We start from the raw sequence: 17,912 nt of genomic DNA on the forward strand, positions 1-17,912 counted from the left end.
TTGTTGGCTCTACACTATAACAATCCGAATGGTATCAAGAGAGGGCGCGTTGATTGAATCGCGAACTGTCTCTTCTTGCCCGCTTGCTCAAAGACCGGAACCATGATTCAATTCTTTGAAAGCAGGAACCAGGATTCCGATCATGGCATACCGGGAAACCGCTCAGGTGCGGGCGCGTAAGGCGGCGCAGCGGGAGAATTTGCTGGAGACCGCCGAGAGGCTGGTGCGGGAAGGGGGCTTCGCCGCCATGACCATGCAGGCGGTGGCGGAGCGCGCCGGCGTCGGTGTCGGCACGCTGTATCGCTATTTCGATAACAAAGCGACCCTGGCGGCGGAGGTATTCCGTGTCGCCACCGAGCGGGAAGTGGAGGCCGTGGCGCGGGCGCTGTCCGGGCCGGGCGGCGCTGGTGCCCGTCTGGAGCAGGCACTGCGGGTGTTCGCCGGCCGTGCCATGGCGGCGCCCAAGCTGGCCTGGGCGCTGATCGCCGAACCGGTGGAGCCGGAGGTGGATGCCGAGCGTCTGCATTATCGGGCCACCTATGCGGCGCTGTATCGGGACGTGCTGGATCATGGCGTTGCCAGCGGCGAGCTGCCGGCCCAGGCCACCGCTCCCAGCGCCGCGGCGCTGGTGGGGGCGGTGGCCGAAGCTCTGGTGGGGCCACTGGCGGCGCCGCTGGCGGACGCCGCCCTGCCGGATCAGATGGTGGCCTTCTGCCTGCGGGCGGTGGGCGCCACGCCATCGCAATCGAGACAACCACAACAAAACACCACCACAGGCGCCGTTGGCGCTGGAGGTCAATCATGAATGCTCAACACGATGCTTTGAATGTGGAAGCCCTGGCCGACACCCATGAGGTGCTCAACCAGTCCGGCGATCTGCAGGATTACAACGCCTATGACACCGACAATGCCCTGCGTGAAGCGGTGCGCCGCCACGGTGCGGGCTGGGCGGAACCGGCATTGTCCGCCCACGGTGCCAGGACCGGCAGTGCCGAGGTGATCGAGTGGGGCTTCCTGGCCAACGAAAACAAACCGCAGTTCTTCTCTCACGACCGTCACGGTTACCGGGTGGATGAGGTGAAATATCACCCGGCCTATCACAACCTGATGGCGTTGGGGCTGGAGAGCGGCATCCATTCCGCGCCCTGGACCAATCCCAAGCCCGGCGCCCATGTGGCCCGGGCCGCGCGCAGCTACCTGCAGGCCCAGGCGGAAGCGGGCCATGGCTGCCCGCTGACCATGACTTTCGCGGCGGTGCCCTCGATCCGGCTGACCCCGTCCCTGGCGGAGGAATGGCTGCCGAAGATCCTCAACAACGGTTATGACCCGCGCAATGTGCCGCACGATGAAAAGCAGTCCCTGACCATCGGCATGGGCATGACCGAGAAGCAGGGCGGCTCCGATGTGCGCGCCAATACCACTCGCGCCTATGCGATCGGCGCTGGTGGCCCCGGCGAGGCCTACGAACTGATTGGCCACAAGTGGTTCACCTCCGCGCCCATGTGCGACGCCTTCCTGGTACTGGCGCAGACGGACAACGGCCTGAGCTGTTTTCTGGTGCCGCGCTGGCGGCCCGACGGCAGCAAGAATCCGATTCAGGTGCAGCGCCTGAAAAACAAGGTGGGTAACGTCTCCAACGCCTCCTCCGAGATCGAGCTGCGCGGAGCCCTGGGCTGGATGGTCGGCGAGGAAGGGCGCGGCGTGCCGGCGATCATCGAGATGGTGGCGATGACCCGTTTCGACTGCATGATTGGTTCTTCGGCGGGGCAGCGTCAGGCGGTGGCGCAGGCGGTCAATCACGCCAGTGGCCGGGCCGCGTTCGGCAAAACGCTGATTGACCAGCCGCTGATGCGCAACGTACTTGCCGACCTGCAATTGGAAGTGGAAGGCTCCCTGGCCATCGCCATGCGCATGGGCGAGGCGTTGGACAACACCGCGTTGGACAGCGGCAATGAACATGAACAGCTGCTGTTGCGGTTGGGGCTGCCGGCGGGTAAGTACTGGATCTGCAAGCGCACCCCGTTCCATGCCTACGAGGCCATGGAATGTCTGGGCGGCAACGGCGCCATCGAGGAGTTCATGACGGCGCGTCTGTACCGGGAAGCACCGATCAATGCGATCTGGGAAGGGTCCGGCAACGTGCAGGCGCTGGATATGCTGCGCGCTCTGGCGAAGACGCCCAAAGTACTGGACGTGTGGTTCACGGAACTGGGCAAGGCGGCCGGTGCCGATAGCCGTCTGGACAAGGCCGTGACCGCGTTGAAGAGCGAGTTCTCTGATATGCAGGATGCGGAATACCGCGCCCGCGACATCGTTGACCGTCTGTCGCTGACCATGCAGGCCAGTCAGCTGGTTGCCGCCGGCAATAGCGCCGTGGCGGAGGCTTTCATCGCCTCCCGTCTGGGTGAGCACGGTGATCGCAACTACGGCACCCTGCCGCGTGGTCTGGATCTGGATACGATCCTGCAACGGGCCGACCCCTGGAGTGAATAGGCCGACGCTGGAGACATGAAGTCAGATCTGGGTGGGGGGGCTCTTTGCCAGGTAAGGAGGGCCGGCGGGCAGCGTTCCAGGACGCGGGAGAAGCACGGTCCTGGAACGCTGCCCGCCGGCCCTCCACGAGCTCCACCTCTCGAACTACGGAGCCGCTGTGGGAAGCGAGCTTGCTCGCGAACTTAGCGTGCCAGCGTGGTGCATGCCAGTGAGGGACAGCCGTGGGCCTGATGGCCCCGTTTTGCGTTCCGTGCTTCCCGCTCAGAGCTTGATGCGATCCAGCAGTTCGAACCACAGCGCCCGGTAGGCGTGGGCGGCCGGAGTGTGCGGGGCGAATTCCGCCACCGGTGCGCGGTGATCGCCCATCTGCTCCACATGGGTGGAGTAGGGGATCCAGGTTTGCAGGCCGTTACGCATGATTGGCGGCCGTTTTACCAGCAAATCCAGATGCAGGGCCCGGCGCCGGTCCACCATGTTGTAGAACGGGATCAGCTCCAGGTTCTTGAGCTTCTTGCTGTCCAGCCAATCGCGCACCTGTTCCAGCGCGCGCAGGGAAAGGTGAGTGGGGATCACTGGCACCACCAGGTAGTCGGCGGCGGAGAAAATACTCTCGGCCACCGGGCTCAGGGTGGGCGGGCAATCCAGCAGCATTAACTCGTAGCTTTCGCCGAACGGTGCCACCAGCTGTCGCAGTTGGCCGCGCCCGGTCTCCGCCAGTTTCAGGTCGGCGTTGCGCAGGCTGATGTCGGAGGGAATGGCTTCCAGCAGCGGCCAGCGGGTTTCCCGCTTCAGGTTACCCATGGGCTGCTTGCCCTTGAGCACCGCGCCCGCCTTGTAGCCGGCGCCGTCGTCGACACCGAGATAGAAGCTGGCGGCGCCCTGCGGGTCCAGGTCCCAGAGCAGGGTACGGTGTTTCCAGCGGGCCGCGTGCCAGGCCACATTGATGGCCGTGGTGGTCTTGCCCACCCCTCCTTTCAGATTATAAAAGGCGATGGTTCGCATGATCGGCACAGTTAGTGATGGACGGTGTCCGGCAGGCTAGCACGAACCGGCCAGTGTGTCCCGCCATGACGGGTGTGGGCCTGCTGTTGTGGAGAGGTTCCTTGTCGGGTGCTCGCGCAGGGGCTTTAATCGGTGCTGGGGTCGCCGATACCAGGAGGTACGGTGGGGGTCGGGGCCTTTTGCCGGGGGAGGAGAGCCGACGGTCAGCGTTCCAGGACACGGAGAAGCACGGTCCTGGAACGCTGACCGTCGGCTCTCCACGAACTCTGAAACCGTTGTGGGGTAGTAGAGGTTGAGGGGCGATATTGTCAGGGGGCACAGGGAAAGCGATGGGGTCGCAAGGAAACACGCTGATGGAAAAACGCCATCCGGTTTTTCTCAGCACCGGGTATCCGGATCCACTGGGGGTGCGCCAGAAGGTACTGGCGCCGCTGTTGAATCAGGCGCTGATGCCGTTGGGAATGACGGCGTTGGATGACGGCGCCGATCACATGCCGCTGGCGCAGCGTCTGATCGATGACAGCGACTATGTGGTGTTGATTCTGGGCGGGCTTTACGGCGCCCTGTCGCCGCTGGGGCTGAGTCAGATGCACCGCGAGTTTGTCTATGCCGCCACCAAGCGCAAGCCGGTGCTGGCGTTCATTCACGAAGCGCCCTCTCTGTTGCCGGAAGCGGCCCGGGAAGGGGCTCGTGAGGGGGCCGTGCGGCGTGACGATTTTGCCCGTCTGCTGCAGGGCAAGACCCATTGCCATACCTGGCGCGAGCCGGCGGATCTGGTGGATCGGCTGGCGCGGGTGTTGCCGGATTGGCTGCGAACCTATCCGGCCGCGGGCTGGGTCCGGCCCGGTACGGCCGGCGGTACCGAGGACGCGGCTTTGCGTCGGCGACTGGCCGCCCTGGAAGCGGAGCGTGAACGCTGGCTGACGGATCAACGGCCCGCGGCGGCGGCGCTGGCCCGGGGCGGCGATCCGGTGGAATTGGAATACAGTTGCGCGGTGTATCAGGGCGGCGCCTGCAAGCTGGCGCGGGGGCGCAGCCGTTGGCAATGGGACGCGGTGTTCGGTTCGCTGGCACCGAAGATGCTGGAGGGCGCCAGCGAGGCGGTGTTGCGCAAGACGTTGGAGCAGGCCCTGGCGCGGCGGGCGCTGGAGGAATTGAAACCCCGCTTCCCGGAGGCCCACGCGGTGCGTAATGTGACGCTGGCGGAGCCGGTGCTGCAGCAGATCAAGGTGCAGTTACGGGCGCTGGGTTTGATCCGTCACGATGAGAGAGGTGCCGGAGCGGGTTGCTGGCGGCTCACCGCCACCGGTGATGCCGCCATGACCCAACTGCTGGCGCGGCGCCGCGAAGGGGGCTAGCGGGAAAGGCGCACCCCAAACCTTGCGGATATGAATTCAGAGGTCGCTACGAAGCCGCTGTGGGAGCTTGTCCGGGCGGCTTCGTAGTCCAGGCAGTGAGTGAACCCCGGGCTCAATGCCCGGCCAGCTTCTCCTTGAGCACTTCCACCACCCGATCCAGCGGCAGGTCCTCGTTGTCCTCGGCGCCTCGGCGTTTGTATTCCAGTACCCCGCGGTCCAGTCCTTTTTCCGCCACCAGGATACGGTGGGGAATGCCGAGCAGTTCGGAGTCGCTGAACTTCACGCCTACCCGCTCTTTCTCGCGATCATCGTAGAGCACCTCGATGCCGGCTTCGGTGAGGGTCTGGTAGAGCTGCTCGGCGGTGTCTTTTTCGCGCGGGCTCTTCTTCGGGTTGAGCGGCATCAATACCACCTGGAACGGGGCGATGGCCTCGGGCCAGATGATGCCGCGCTGGTCGTGGTTCTGCTCGATGGCGGCGGCCACGATGCGGCTGACGCCGATGCCATAGCAGCCCATGGGCATGGTCACCGCCTTGCCGTTTTCATCCAGCACGGTGGCGTTGAGCGCTTCGGAGTATTTGGTGCCGAGCTGGAAGATGTGGCCCACTTCGATGCCGCGTTTGATCACCAGGGTTCCCTGGCCATCCGGGCTCGGATCACCGTTCACCACATTACGCAGGTCGGCCACATCCGGCAGCGCCACATCGCGCTCCCAGTTGATATTGAAATGGTGCTTGCCGTCCTGGTTGGCGCCGGCGGCGAAGTCGCTCATCTTCGCCACGGTGCGGTCGACGATGCAGGGGATGGGCAGGTTCACCGGACCCAGCGAGCCGGGGCCGGCGCCGATGGCGGCGCGGATCTCCGCTTCCTCGGCGAAGGCCAGCGGCGCCGCCACCGCCTCCAGTTTTTCCGCTTTGACATCGTTCAATTCATGGTCGCCACGGACCAGCAGAGCCACCAGGCCGCCCTCCGTCCCTTTCACCACCAGGGTCTTCACGGTCTTCTCAATGGGCAGGCCGAACTGCGCCACCAGTTGCTCGATGGTCTTGGCGTCGGGGGTGTCCACCAGCGTCATTTCAGCGCCGGGAGCCGGCCGCTCGCCGGCGGGGGCCAGCGCTTCGGCCAGCTCCACGTTGGCGGCGTAGTCGGAGGTGTCGGAGAACGCGATGTCGTCCTCGCCGGAGGCCGCCAGCACATGGAACTCATGGCTGGCGGCGCCGCCGATGGAGCCGGTGTCCGCTTCCACCGGGCGATAGTCCAGCCCCAGGCGGTCGAAGATCGCGCAGTAGGCGCGATGCATGTCCTGGTAGGTCTCGGCCAGCGATTCCGCGTTCAGGTGGAAGGAATAGGCGTCCTTCATGGTGAACTCCCGCGAGCGCATGACGCCGAAGCGCGGGCGGATCTCGTCGCGGAATTTGGTCTGGATCTGATAGAAGTTGAGTGGCAATTGCTTGTAGCTGTGAATCTCGTTGCGCGCCAGATCGGTGATCACTTCCTCATGGGTGGGGCCCAGACAGAAGCCGTTGCCGTGGCGGTCGGTGATGCGCAGCAATTCGGGGCCGTAGGCGCTGTCACGGCCGGATTCCTGCCACAGCTCGATCGGCTGCACCACCGGCATCAGTACTTCCTGGGCGCCGGCCCGTTCCATTTCCTCGCGCACGATCCGCTCCACCTTGCGCAGCACGCGCAGGCCGCTGGGCAGCCAGGTATAGAGGCCGGACGCCAGCTTGCGGATCATGCCCGCGCGCAGCATCAACTGGTGACTGATGACCACCGCGTCAGCGGGGGTTTCCTTGACGGTGGCAAGCAAATAGCGGGAAGTACGCATAATTTGTACGAATCCGGATCCAATGAGATGCGATTGACAGTGCCGAAGCCCGGCCGGTAAGTGGGCTATTCTACATAGTCGGCCCGGCGCTGACACCGGTATGCTTCCCGTCAAAGCGGGCCTCTGGCACTATCTACCCCTCTATTCATCTGCCAATCGCTGACTGAAGAAAGAAGGAAAACAACCGTGCTGAGCGCGCAGGAAGTACAGACCATTATGTACAACGGCTTGCCTTCGGCGGCCGATACCGCTTTGCAGGTGGAGTGGGTGGAAGGGAACCGGGCCCGGGTGCGTTACCCGTTCCAGCCGTCCATGATCCGCCCCGGCGGCACCATTTCCGGTCCGACCATGATGGGCCTGGCGGATTCCGCCATGTACGCGGTGATTCTGGGCCGGCTCGGGGCGCTGGAAATGGCGGTGACGCAAAACCTGAATATCAACTTTCTCAGCAAGCCGGCGCCGGTGGACATGATTGCCGACGCCGAGATCATCCGGCTGGGACGGCGCTCGGCGGTACTGGAAGTGCGTCTCTACAGTGTCGACAGCGATGACATGGTGGCCCATGTCACCGGCATCTACGCACTGCCGGCGCCTACCTGAACTCCTTTTCCCAGATCAGATCGAGGGCCTGGTTCTTGCTGCTGGACTGGGCCTCCAGGTGCAGTTGCCGGGTCAGGGTGTAGCGCAGCATCACCGTGGAGATGGCGTCGAAGATACCCACGGCGTAGGTCAGGTACAGGCGCTCGGAGATTTGTTTGCCGAGCATCAGCGCGGCGTCCTCGGCGCCACCCCAGTCGCTGCCGATGGTGACTTCATCCAGCCCCAGGGTTTCACTGAGTTTTCTTGTCACGCCGCTACCCTGCAGGCCGTAGATCGCCAGTGCCTGGGCCACCATGGCGGCATCGCTTTGATTGGCGTTGCTGAGCCCGCGGCCGGTGAGCAGGTAGGACATCGCCTCACTTTCCTCCAGGGTTGGATCGGAAAAGATCAATGCTTTCGGCTGCTGCAGGGTGCCGCTGATACGTACCCCCACCACCAGGCTTTCACTGGGAATCTTGCGGATGGCGAGGATATCCAGGCCCGGGTTTTCCGGCGGTCCCTGGAACATCAGGCGGCCGTTGTCGATGGCCAGGTTCTGGCCGTAGGCGCGGTAACGGCCTTCCTTGATGGTCAGGTTGCCGTTGAGCTGGGCCGGCTGATCCACTTTTTGACTCACTCGCAGATCGCCGCCCAGGGTGGCGGTGAGACCGAAGCCCTCGAAGCTGACCTTGTCGCCCAGTACCACGTCCACCGACATGGCGAAGGGCAGCGGCGCACTGTCCTCGGTCTCGGCGTCGATAATCACCTGGTCGGCGCTGACCGACACCGCGCTTTCCGGTAGTTCGCGGGGTTCCAGATGGGCCTCGGGCACGGTCAGGGTACCGTCCAGGGTGAGATCCTGGCCATTGCCCTGAAGCCGCAGGGCCGGGCTGACCCAGACCTTGGCGTCCGGGCGGTTGGCCACCTGCAGGCGTTCGCCATCGATGTTGAGCGTGACCGCCAGCGGCGATACCTCCGGACGCCATTCGCCGTCCAGGGTCAGGGTGCCTTCGCCGAACCGGGCGCGTCCATCCAGTCGCAGCCCGGCGGCATCGCCGGCGGCGGTAAAGGTGACCTCCTCCATGGCGATCCCCAGTTCCGGCACACTGGCGCGGCCGCCGGTGAGATCGATCTGGCCGCTTAACCGGGGCGCGTCCTGCGTGCCACTGAGGTTCAATTCGCCACGGACGGCGCCGTTCAGCTCGCCGATTTGCGGGATCAGGGCGGCGAAGTCATCGAGTTTGGGAATATCCAGACGCAACCGGCCGTCAACCGGAGCCGCCGCGCTCAGGCGAGTGTTCAGCTCCGCGTCCAGGGAACCGTGCCCGGCCACCACCAGGGCCAGCTGGCTGGCCAGATTGCCTTGTTGGAGGGTGCCGTCGAGACGGGCGGTATCCAGGTCGAAGACATGGTCCTGTCCGACATCGCGCACGGTCAGCCGGGTGTGGTCGGCGCTCAGGGTCCATTCTCCGTTGGCGGCGGCCAGGGTGCCGGAGAAGCGGCTGTCCAGGTTGACCTCGCCGGCCAGACTGAGTTGGTCGCCGAGCCAGGGATTCAACAGCGTCAGCGGCAAGCGCGCAAGCCGGGCTTCGGCGTTGAAGCGGCCGCCGTCGCCATGTTCACCGCCGAGGCAGAGACGGCCCTCGCCACTTTGGCGCTGCAGGCACAGTGTTTCCAGCTGCTGCCGGGCGGCGCTGACGCTGAATGGCGCCGGCGTATCCAGCGCCCAGTTGCCGGCACGCGGTTCACCGAGCCGCCACTGCTCGACCCTGCCATGCCAGCGCCAGTCCTGGCTCAGCGCCGCCTGCAGAGCAAGTTCCAGCTCGGCGGCATCCTGGTGGGCGGCGATCGTCACCCGGTGATTCGAGCGGGTGCCCTGAATCGCCAGCGTCACTTGCTCCAGGCGTTGCTCGGCGCCCTGACTCACCGGGCCCAGGGTCACGGTCAGGCTTTGCTGGCCGTTGCCGGGTGTCAGGTTGTTGAAACGGGCATCAAGGCGGGGCAGGTGCCAATCTTCCCAGGCCAGTTGCTGGCCACCCAGTTCACCGCTGAGCAGCGGGTTTTCCAAGGTGCCGGCCAGCCGCCAGCGCAAATCAAGGGCGCCGCGGGCCGGACCTTGCCACGCTGACAAATCCGCCACCGCGGCGGTTCCCGTCAACGCCAGCCGTTCCCCCACCTTGCCTTCGGCGGTGATCCGGTCCTGGCCCCAGCGGCCATTCAGCGTCAGGCTCAGATCGCCGCCGGCGGGCTGGCTGGCCTTGCCGGTCAGAGAAACCGGTTTCTTTTGCAGGGTGCCGGTGAGGGACAAAGGGTCCACGCTGACGCGCCAATCGTCATCACGCCAGTGTCCTTTGCTCTGGGCGCGCAGGGTCAGATTGCCGGGCCAGTCCGGCGCCACCAGCGCCGGGTCGAGGGCGTCGCCATTGACGTTGAGGTCCCAGGCCAGACCCTTCTCATAGGACAGACTGCCGGTGGCATTGAGACGTTGGCCGGCGCCTTCCAGATGCAATTGCTTCAAGGCCATGGACCGGGTGCTGGCGATGGCGTCCAGATTCAGCTTGAGCGGGTGGCCGTCCGCTTCCAGGTCGGCTTGGCCCTGGATTTGGAGGGCATCGAGGGAGCCCACGGTGGTCAGTTTGCCGGCGCCCAGCTGCACCGGCACGGGAGTGTCCACCGGCAGTGCCTGGGCCGGCCATTCATGGATCAGATCCAGATTCAGGGTGTGATCCCGCCAGGCGAGGCTGCCGTTAGTGCTCAACGTCAGCGGTGCGCTGAGGTCGTGGCTGAGGTTCAGTTTGTCCAGGTCGCCACGGAAAATCAGCCGGCCACCCAGTTGCGGCGCGCCATCGTCTCCCGCGGCGGGGCGGCGCCAGAGCAGATCGCCCTGGGCCGGAAAGGGCGCGTGCAGGTTACCGGAGAGGCTGGCGTCCAGACGGGTATCGGCCACGGTGAGCGCGATCCGGGGCAGGTTCAGGCGTTGCCAGGCGGCCCATTGCTGTCCTTCCAGATCCCGCAATTGCAGGTCGGTGGCGCCTTCCAGAATCAGCTCGTTCAGCGAGAAGGTATCGATGCGCACACCCAGGGGCAGGGCGATGCTTTCGGGCAGGGTGAACGGTGTGTCATCCGGTGGTTGATCCGCAGGGGAGGGCGGTATATGCACCCTTACCCGGTCGGCGTGCAGTTCGCCCAGATACAGCCAGCCGCGCAAGGCTTCCAGCGGCACCAGCGAGAGGCGCAGCTGGTGAAGGTCCACCACCAGCTCATCCTGGCGGTACTGCAAATGCGCCACTTGCGCGCCGCTAAGCAAATTGCCTTGCCAGTCCTCAATGGTGAGTTCGCCGGGCAATACCGGTTTGACCCGTTCCAGTACCCACAGATTGCCGGCGCGGGAGGCAAGCAGCCCGTAGACGCCGGCGATCAACAGCAGTGGCAGCAGGATCACAAGCAGAAGAACGATTTTCAACCAGCGCCAGCGCTTCACAGATCCGGCCCCATGCTCAGGTGCAGCCGCCAGGTGTCGCCGCCGCTGAGGCCGCGGGCCAGATCCAGACGGATCGGTCCCAGCGGCGAGCGCCAGCGCACGCCGAAACCGGCGCTGCGTTCCACGTCGTAGTCGTTGAAGTCATTGAAGGCGTTGCCGGCGTCGGAGAATACCGCCAGGCTCCACTGCCGGCTGATCGGGCGATCGTATTCGACACTGGTCACCAGCAAGTGCCGACCACCGATGACCTCGTCATCATCATTGGTGGGCCCCAGGGATTCGTAGGCAAAGCCGCGCACGCTGGAGTCACCGCCGGCGAAAAACCGTAATGAGGCAGGCAGGTTACGGACGTTGTCGATCTCGGTGTAACCGACCTCGGCACGGGTCAGCAGGCGGCCCTTGCCCAGCGGCACGACCAGTTTGGCCCAGCTGTCTGCCTGCACGAAGCTGGACGACGACGCCATCGATTCATGGGCGCCGCGCACCTTGACTCCCAGCCGCCAGCCCCAGCGCGGGTAGATCGGATCATCGGCATGAACGCGGCTGATCTGGATGCCGGGCATGATCAGCTCAATGTGATCGGCCTGGTCGGCCACGTCGAAGTTCTCTTGCAGATATTCCAGCGAAGTGGTGACCACCCACTTCGACGGCAGCTCACGAATGTAGTCGACCCCGGTACTGATCGTTTCACTTTCGCGGGTGTCGGTGATTTCGTTCAGGTAGCGGGTGTGCAGATCCAGCCGTTCGGTATTGGGATCGCGCAAGGGAATCTGGTAGTTGACGCCGACCCCCTGACGCAGATCGGACAGTTCGGTTTCCGCCCGGGCACGATGACCGGCGCTGTTGATGCGCCGATTCTCGATCCCCAGCCGCAGCCGTGGCCCGGTATCGGTGCTGACCCCGACCCCGGTGAGCAGCGCCCAGCGGTTGCGCATGGTCAGATTGATACCGACATCGATGGTCTTGCTGTCGGCGTTGACCTTGCTGCGTTCCAACCGCGCGGCGCTGAAATAACTGGTGCCCATATAAGCCTGTTGGGTCGCCAGCAAGCGCTCGTTATTGAACGGCTCGCCACTGGCGAAACGCAGATAGGCGTTGACCAGGCGCGGGTCCAGAGGAACCTCGTTGATGGTGATCTCGCCCACGCTGTAGCGCGGGCCGCTGTCCACCACCATCACCACCCTGGCCCGATGCCGGGCGCGGTCCACTTCCAGGCGATGGGTGGACAGACTGCCCTCGGCGTAGCCGCGATCGATCAGTAACTGTTGCAGCCGTCGTTTCAATGCTTCGTAGCGGTCGTGGCGCAACGGATCGCCGGGGGACAGGCTGGCCTTGTCGATGGCGTTCTGAAAGGCGGGATCCTGTTGCGCCTCGCCATTGAAAGTGATCGACAGGGTTTCCACTTTGGTGCGGGGTCCGGGGGTGATGGTGAGCGTAACGCCGAAACAGGCGTCGCCGGTGGCGTCCTGCCATTGCGGCACGATGTCCGGCTGGTAATACCCCAGTGCCTGCATCGCCTCCTCTGACCGGTTGCGAACCTGGCGCAGAATCAGCGCCTTCTGGCCGGGACCCGGCTGGCAGGCGGCATCGTCCAGGCCAACCAGTACGCGCACGTTGTCGCGCACCTCATCATGCAGATCACCCTTGATGGTCAGCACCGGCTCGTTGTCCGCCGCCCGGGCCGGGGCGTTGACGGTAAAAGCCAGCACCAGCGGCAGTCCGGAGAGCAGGGCGCGGAGCGCAAGGGGCCGGCGGCGGCGTTCGGTCCTCATAGCACAATGACAACTCGGCGGTCGGACAACGGGCAACCGGTTTGGTCGTGGTTGGGGCAAGGCGTGCGCGTGACGGCATCCCGGTGGCGGAAAATTCTATCCCTGATCATGATGATGCTACTTCGGTTTCGCCCCTTGCTTGGCCTGGACGGTGGCACCAGACCCTGACTCTGGAAAGACTACTGGAGGAGTTTAGCGGAAAGCCAGTGGAAGCAGGATTGTTTCACATTTCAGGAGTTGGCTCGGACGTCTTAGTTCCTTTCTGGCCGTTCCCGTTCGAATTGCACCGGACTGGGACGTTTCTTCAGACGTCGCTGCAGGGTGCGCCGGTGGATGCCGAGCGCGGCGGCGGCATGGGAGATGTTGCCGCCGTGGGCGTCCAGTACCCGCTGGATATGCTCCCATTCCAGCCGTTGCAATGATGGCGGCGAGTCCGGCAGGGACTCCATTTGTGCCGGGTCGCGTCGCAGCGCATCGAGAATGTCACCGGCTCCGGCGGGCTTGGTCAGATAATTATGAGCGCCGCGGCGGGTGGCGGCGACGGCGGCGGCAATGCTGCCGTAGCCGGTCAGCACCAGAATCCGGCATTGGGGGAAATGCGTCAGTAACGGGGCAATCAGATCGAGCCCGTTGTCGACGCCCAGGTTCTGATCCAGCACCGCCGCGTCCAGGGTGGGCAGGGAGGCCATGCACTGACGCGCCTGCTCGGCGTCGGCGGCCAGGGTCACGCTCAGGCCGTGGCGTTCCAGCGCCCGGCGGGTCTGTGTCGCCAGTAACTCGTCATCTTCCACCAGCAGCAGGGTTTCAAGCGCCATAACCACTCCAGCGAATTCGGGCCTGGGTCCATTGCCGGCTGAATTCCATCTCCAGCCGCGCGTCCAGGTTTTCCAGGGTACTCTCCACCAGCGCCAGGCCGATGCCCATCCCCTCGCGGCCGGGACGCTCCGGGTGATCCGGACCGTCGTCGCTGATCTGCAGGAGCCACCCCTCCGGCGCCGTGTTCAACTCGATCGCCAGCGTACCGGCTCCGGCATCGATGGCGTTGTAGCCGAGATTGGCAAGCACCCGGAACCAATCGCTGGCCTGTTTGAGCACGGCGTGGTCGGGGCCCTGATGCCGGATCTCCAGGGTGGGTTGCAGATGTCTCAGGTGCAGGCGCAAACGGTCAATCAGAGCGGAGAACGCGATGTCCTCGGGGACGTCATGGTGATCGGCCCGGCGCAGCTTGCCGGCTACCTGCCGGGCCAGTGCGTGGATTTGCTCCAGGTCGGCGCGGGTGGTGTCGGACAACCCGGGCTCTTGCAAGGCGTTATCGCTGATCATCACCAGGCTGCTCAATGGGGTGTTGAGTTCGTGGGCCTGGTGGGCCAGCGTCGCCGCCACCTGGTACATGCGCTCGCGGCGTCCGGCCAGTTCCATGGCCTTGTCCTGCTGACGCTGCTGTTGCCGGGTCAATGCCTGGATCACCTGACCGAGGATGGAAAGCGTCACCGCCAGCGCGGCGAAGGCCACCGCCATGCCGATATTGTGCAGAGCGCTCAGCTCCCGGGTGAGAGCGTGCAGAGCGGTATGGGGGGCGGGCATGTGGTGCCACTGGCTCACCGTCATATAACCGGTCAGGGCGAGAATCAGCACCAGGCCATTGGTCATGGGGGCCAGGGTCATGCCGGCCATCAAGACCGGTACCAGCAGGTAAAAGGTCATCGGGTTGCTGGCGCCGCCGAACAGTTGCACCACGGCGAGAAACAGCATCACGTCCATGGCCAGCTCCACCGCCAGCAGACGTTGCTGAGGGCGGGGATCCAGATTCAATGTCAGCAGGGTCAACAGATTGGGCAGCAGTAGCGCGCCCAGCCACAGCAGTGGCGTGAGTGACAGCGGCACCAGCGCTGAAAACTGGCGCAGCACCAGCAGCGCCAGGGCGAGGGCGATCACCAGCACCGCCCGCAGCCAGAGCATGCGGCGGCGCCAGACTACGTAGGGAGGCAATCCGGTCATGGTCGCGATTGTACCTGGGCCAGCGCGGACAAGGTGCGGCTTTTTGCCACCGCCATCCCTGGCGGTGGCCCTGCGGGCCGTCGTTGATACGACGTCGTGAATCGTTCCCGGCGATTCTTTTTGCCACCGCTATGAAAAGGGTGCCTCTTGCAGAGGAGGGGAGCCGGCGGGGAGCGTTCCAGGACACGGGTAAAGCACGGTCCTGGAACGCTCCCCGCCGACTTAATCAATCCCGGCTACGAAGCCGCTGTGGGAGCTTGCCTGCAAGCGAATTCTTTGGGCGCAGTGCAATTCGATTGCAGTGGCCCGCCGCCCGGACAAGCTCCCACGGCGGCCTTGTGGCGACCTCTGGATTGATGTTTCCAAGGCCTGCCGTTTCAGCCGCCGGCCTGTTCCAGCACGGCGATGTAGTCGTCGTTCTTGCCGTGGCCGTGCATCACCTCGATCAGTGTCCGGCCCTTGTCGTCCTGGGCGCGCAGGTCACGGCCCTGTTCGATGAAGAAGACCAGAAAACGCTCGAAATCCTCCACACGCAGGGCGCGATAGGCGCGAATCAGCACATGAAAATCGGCGTTCTCGCCTTCCTCGGGAGGCAGGTCCAGAAACAGTTTGATTTGTTCGTCGGTCATCGGTTCGCCGATGACTTTGCGTTTGTCCTTGCGTTCAGCCATGTCGTGTCACCTTGGGCATGCCGGTACGGAGTTAAAACAGGCTCCGGGGGCGGGGGATTATAGGGGGTTGGGCGGCGACTCGCATCTGCTGCGCGGAACGGGAGGGAAAGGGGAGGGAAAGCCTGGCCGCGAGGAGCTCCCGGCCAGGCCAGCGGATCAGCCCGCCATATCCTTGAGCTTTTTCAACGGACGGATTTTTACCATGGTGCGGGCCGGTTTGGCCGCGAAGGTGGTTTCCTGACCGGTGAAAGGGTTGATGCCCTTGCGGGCCTTGGTCGCCGGTTTCTTCTGGGTGACGACTTTGATCAGACCCGGCAGCGTGAACTGGCCGGCGCCGCGCTTCTTCAGATGACCTTCCATGACCACGGCCAGCTCATCAAAGACGGCGTTGACGTCTTTTTTGGTGAGACCGGTGGTTTCACTGATCTGAGTAACGATTTGGGTTTTGGTCATCGGCTCGGCGATGGCTTTCACTGCTCGGGCCTTGGGAGTGGAGCTGGCGGTTTTCTTCACCGCTTTTTTCTTTGCAGCCATAGGATCGTTTACCCCTGTGTTTGATGACTTCCTGGAGAAGGTTGTTTAGTTGCTTCCCTGTCAGGGTACCCCTGGACTGCCTGACTCAGAGGCACGACTGAGCTGGTGCGCAGTCAGTTATATGCCAACGTTTCCCGACGTACAAGGCGTCCGGCACCTATTTTTTGCGGTGTTTGGCGCGCTTTGGCGGCTTTTTACAGATTCGCGGCAAGACCGGCACTGAAAATGGGCGGCATCGACGCGGGTGCCCGACCTTCCGGCAACCCTGCCCGATGGTCCCTCGCGCGCCGGATGGCATGGCCCGGCCGCCGCTGAATCGCTATACTAGGCCGCCTTTTTCGGGCCCTGCCGGTGATGGGCCGGGACCGGCCAAAACGAACTCAAGACTGGACTGTGGACATGCGAAGCCATTATTGCGGTGATTTGCGGGCCTCCCATGATGGGGAGACGGTGGAACTGTGCGGCTGGGTACACCGCCGCCGCGATCACGGCGGGGTTATTTTCCTGGACGTGCGTGACCGCACTGGTCTGGTGCAGGTGGTGTTCGATCCCGATACGGTGGACGCCTTTGCCCTGGCCGACAAGGTTCGTGGCGAATACGTGCTGAAAATCACCGGCCGGGTGCGGCTGCGTGACGAGGCGGTGCGTAATGCGCGCATGGCCACCGGTGATATCGAAGTGCTGGGCAAGGCGCTGACCATTCTCAACGAAGCACAGACGCCGCCGTTCGAGCTGGACGAGTATTCCGCCGCCGGTGAGGAAGTGCGGTTGAAGTACCGCTATCTGGATTTGCGCCGGCCGGAAGCCCTGCAGCGCTTCCAGTTCCGTTCCCGGCTCACCCATGCGGTACGCGCCTTCCTGGAGCAGGAAGGTTTCATGGACGTGGAAACCCCGGTACTGACCCGGGCCACGCCGGAAGGGGCACGGGATTATCTGGTGCCCAGCCGTACCCACGCCGGCAGCTTCTTCGCGCTGCCGCAATCTCCGCAGCTGTTCAAGCAGTTGCTGATGGTGGCCGGGTTCGACCGCTACTATCAGATTGCCAAGTGCTTCCGCGACGAGGACCTGCGCGCTGACCGTCAGCCGGAATTCACCCAGATCGACCTGGAAGCCTCCTTTGTCGAGGAAGAGGACATCATGGGCGTGGCCGAGCGCATGGCCCGTACTCTGTTCCGCGAGTTGCTGGATGTGGAACTGCCGGAGTTTCCGCGCATGACGTTCGCCGAGGCGATGAGCCGCTACGGTTCCGACAAGCCGGATCTGCGCGTGCCGATGGAACTGGTGGACATCGCCGATCTGATGGACGACGTGGAGTTCAAAGTGTTCGCCGGCCCGGCCAAGGATCCCAAAGGGCGGGTGGTGGCGCTGAAAGTGCCTGGCGGTGCCGATCTGTCCCGCAAGGAAATCGATGAGTACACCAAGTTCGTCGGCATCTATGGCGCCAAGGGGCTGGCCTATGTGAAGGTCAACGACCTGGCCGCCGGCGCCGAAGGGCTGCAATCGCCGATTCTCAAGTTCCTCACCGAGAACGCTATTAAAGGCATCCTGGAACGTACCGGGGCCGCCACCGGCGATCTGATCTTCTTCGGTGCCGACAAGGCCAAAGTCGTCAATGAAGCGATCGGTGCGTTGCGGGTCAAGGTCGGCCATGAGCGTGGTCTTGCCGAGGGCGACTGGAAGCCGTTGTGGGTGGTGGACTTCCCCATGTTCGAGGAAGAAGACGGCCGGTACTATGCGCTGCACCATCCGTTCACCATGCCCAAGTGCGACCCCGAGGAACTGAAGAGCAACCCGGAAGGCGCGCTGTCGCGGGCCTACGATATGGTGCTTAACGGCACCGAGCTGGGCGGCGGTTCCATCCGTATTCATCGCCCGGACATGCAGCAGACCGTGTTCGAGGCGCTGGGTATCGACGAACAGGAAGCGCGCGAGAAATTCGGCTTCCTGCTCGACGCACTGAAATACGGTGCACCGCCCCACGGCGGTCTGGCCTTCGGCCTGGACCGCATGGTGATGCTGATGACCGGCAGCGACTCGATTCGTGAAGTGATTGCTTTCCCGAAAACCCAGACCGCGGCTTGCCTGATGACCAACGCGCCTTCGCCGGTGGACAATCAGCAGCTGCGTGAAGTGGGCATCAGCGTTCGCAAGGCGGACAGCTGAGAGAACAACACAGGAATATAAGGAAAGGGGGCC

The 17,912-nt window shown here is 64.1% G+C and carries 13 protein-coding genes; 5 read left to right on the plus strand and 8 right to left on the minus strand.

The annotated features are described in order from the left end of the window. Positions 1–142 precede the first annotated feature (142 nt). Positions 143–805: a TetR/AcrR family transcriptional regulator gene (locus tag MA04_RS04165; RefSeq protein ID WP_262459561.1), complete on the plus strand. Its 663-nt coding sequence runs from the start codon at positions 143–145 to the stop codon at positions 803–805. After that, positions 802–2,493 (plus strand): acyl-CoA dehydrogenase family protein, encoded by a 1,692-nt coding sequence (locus MA04_RS04170; RefSeq protein WP_262459562.1) that lies wholly within the window; start codon positions 802–804, stop codon positions 2,491–2,493. The genes MA04_RS04165 and MA04_RS04170 overlap by 4 nt, the downstream gene beginning before the upstream one ends. A 261-nt stretch (positions 2,494–2,754) precedes the next feature. On the opposite strand, the gene MA04_RS04175 is transcribed toward MA04_RS04170, so the two are convergent. Next, positions 2,755–3,495, minus strand: a complete 741-nt coding sequence (locus MA04_RS04175) for a ParA family protein (RefSeq protein WP_163127199.1) — start codon at positions 3,493–3,495, stop codon at positions 2,755–2,757. 353 nt (positions 3,496–3,848) lie between these two features. Between MA04_RS04175 and MA04_RS04180 the strand changes: the two genes are divergently transcribed. Beyond that, the gene (locus MA04_RS04180) at positions 3,849–4,853 is read left to right on the plus strand and encodes a DUF4062 domain-containing protein (RefSeq protein ID WP_262459564.1); all 1,005 of its coding nucleotides are present in this window, start codon (positions 3,849–3,851) and stop codon (positions 4,851–4,853) included. Between the two features lie 112 nt (positions 4,854–4,965). Here MA04_RS04180 and MA04_RS04185 read toward each other — a convergent pair whose 3' ends face one another. Further along, positions 4,966–6,681: a proline--tRNA ligase gene (locus tag MA04_RS04185; protein WP_262459565.1), complete on the minus strand. Its 1,716-nt coding sequence runs from the start codon at positions 6,679–6,681 to the stop codon at positions 4,966–4,968. A gap of 186 nt (positions 6,682–6,867) precedes the next feature. Between MA04_RS04185 and MA04_RS04190 the strand changes: the two genes are divergently transcribed. Further along, entirely contained in the window at positions 6,868–7,281 is a 414-nt protein-coding gene (locus MA04_RS04190; protein ID WP_014995571.1) for a PaaI family thioesterase, read from the plus strand. On the opposite strand, the gene MA04_RS04195 is transcribed toward MA04_RS04190, so the two are convergent. The 6 genes from MA04_RS04195 to MA04_RS04220 all read right to left on the minus strand — a co-directional run bounded on the left by MA04_RS04195 (position 7,274) and on the right by MA04_RS04220 (position 15,716). Further along, positions 7,274–10,741, minus strand: coding sequence for a translocation/assembly module TamB domain-containing protein (locus MA04_RS04195; protein WP_262459566.1), 3,468 nt, complete (start codon positions 10,739–10,741; stop codon positions 7,274–7,276). The genes MA04_RS04190 and MA04_RS04195 overlap by 8 nt on opposite strands. Then, positions 10,738–12,513 carry an autotransporter assembly complex protein TamA gene (locus MA04_RS04200; RefSeq protein WP_262459567.1) on the minus strand — a complete coding sequence of 592 codons (1,776 nt, stop codon included), beginning with the start codon at positions 12,511–12,513 and terminating at the stop codon, positions 10,738–10,740. The genes MA04_RS04195 and MA04_RS04200 overlap by 4 nt, the downstream gene beginning before the upstream one ends. 251 nt (positions 12,514–12,764) lie before the next feature. Continuing rightward, the gene (locus MA04_RS04205) at positions 12,765–13,328 is read right to left on the minus strand and encodes a response regulator transcription factor (RefSeq protein WP_262459568.1); all 564 of its coding nucleotides are present in this window, start codon (positions 13,326–13,328) and stop codon (positions 12,765–12,767) included. After that, positions 13,318–14,511: a HAMP domain-containing sensor histidine kinase gene (locus tag MA04_RS04210; protein WP_262459569.1), complete on the minus strand. Its 1,194-nt coding sequence runs from the start codon at positions 14,509–14,511 to the stop codon at positions 13,318–13,320. Before MA04_RS04210 ends, MA04_RS04205 begins: the two co-directional genes overlap by 11 nt. A 377-nt stretch (positions 14,512–14,888) precedes the next feature. Next, positions 14,889–15,182, minus strand: a complete 294-nt coding sequence (locus tag MA04_RS04215; RefSeq protein WP_262459570.1) for a PA4642 family protein — start codon at positions 15,180–15,182, stop codon at positions 14,889–14,891. 156 nt (positions 15,183–15,338) lie between these two features. Continuing rightward, on the minus strand, positions 15,339–15,716 hold the full coding sequence (locus MA04_RS04220; RefSeq protein ID WP_014995565.1) for an HU family DNA-binding protein: 378 nt from the start codon (positions 15,714–15,716) through the stop codon (positions 15,339–15,341). Between the two features lie 399 nt (positions 15,717–16,115). Between MA04_RS04220 and aspS the strand changes: the two genes are divergently transcribed. Further along, entirely contained in the window at positions 16,116–17,879 is a 1,764-nt protein-coding gene (gene aspS / locus MA04_RS04225) for an aspartate--tRNA ligase (RefSeq protein ID WP_262459571.1), read from the plus strand. Positions 17,880–17,912: the final 33 nt, after the last annotated feature.

The sequence above is a fragment of the Alloalcanivorax balearicus MACL04 genome (genome assembly GCF_025532145.1).
GTDB classification, from domain to species: domain Bacteria; phylum Pseudomonadota; class Gammaproteobacteria; order Pseudomonadales; family Alcanivoracaceae; genus Alloalcanivorax; species Alloalcanivorax balearicus.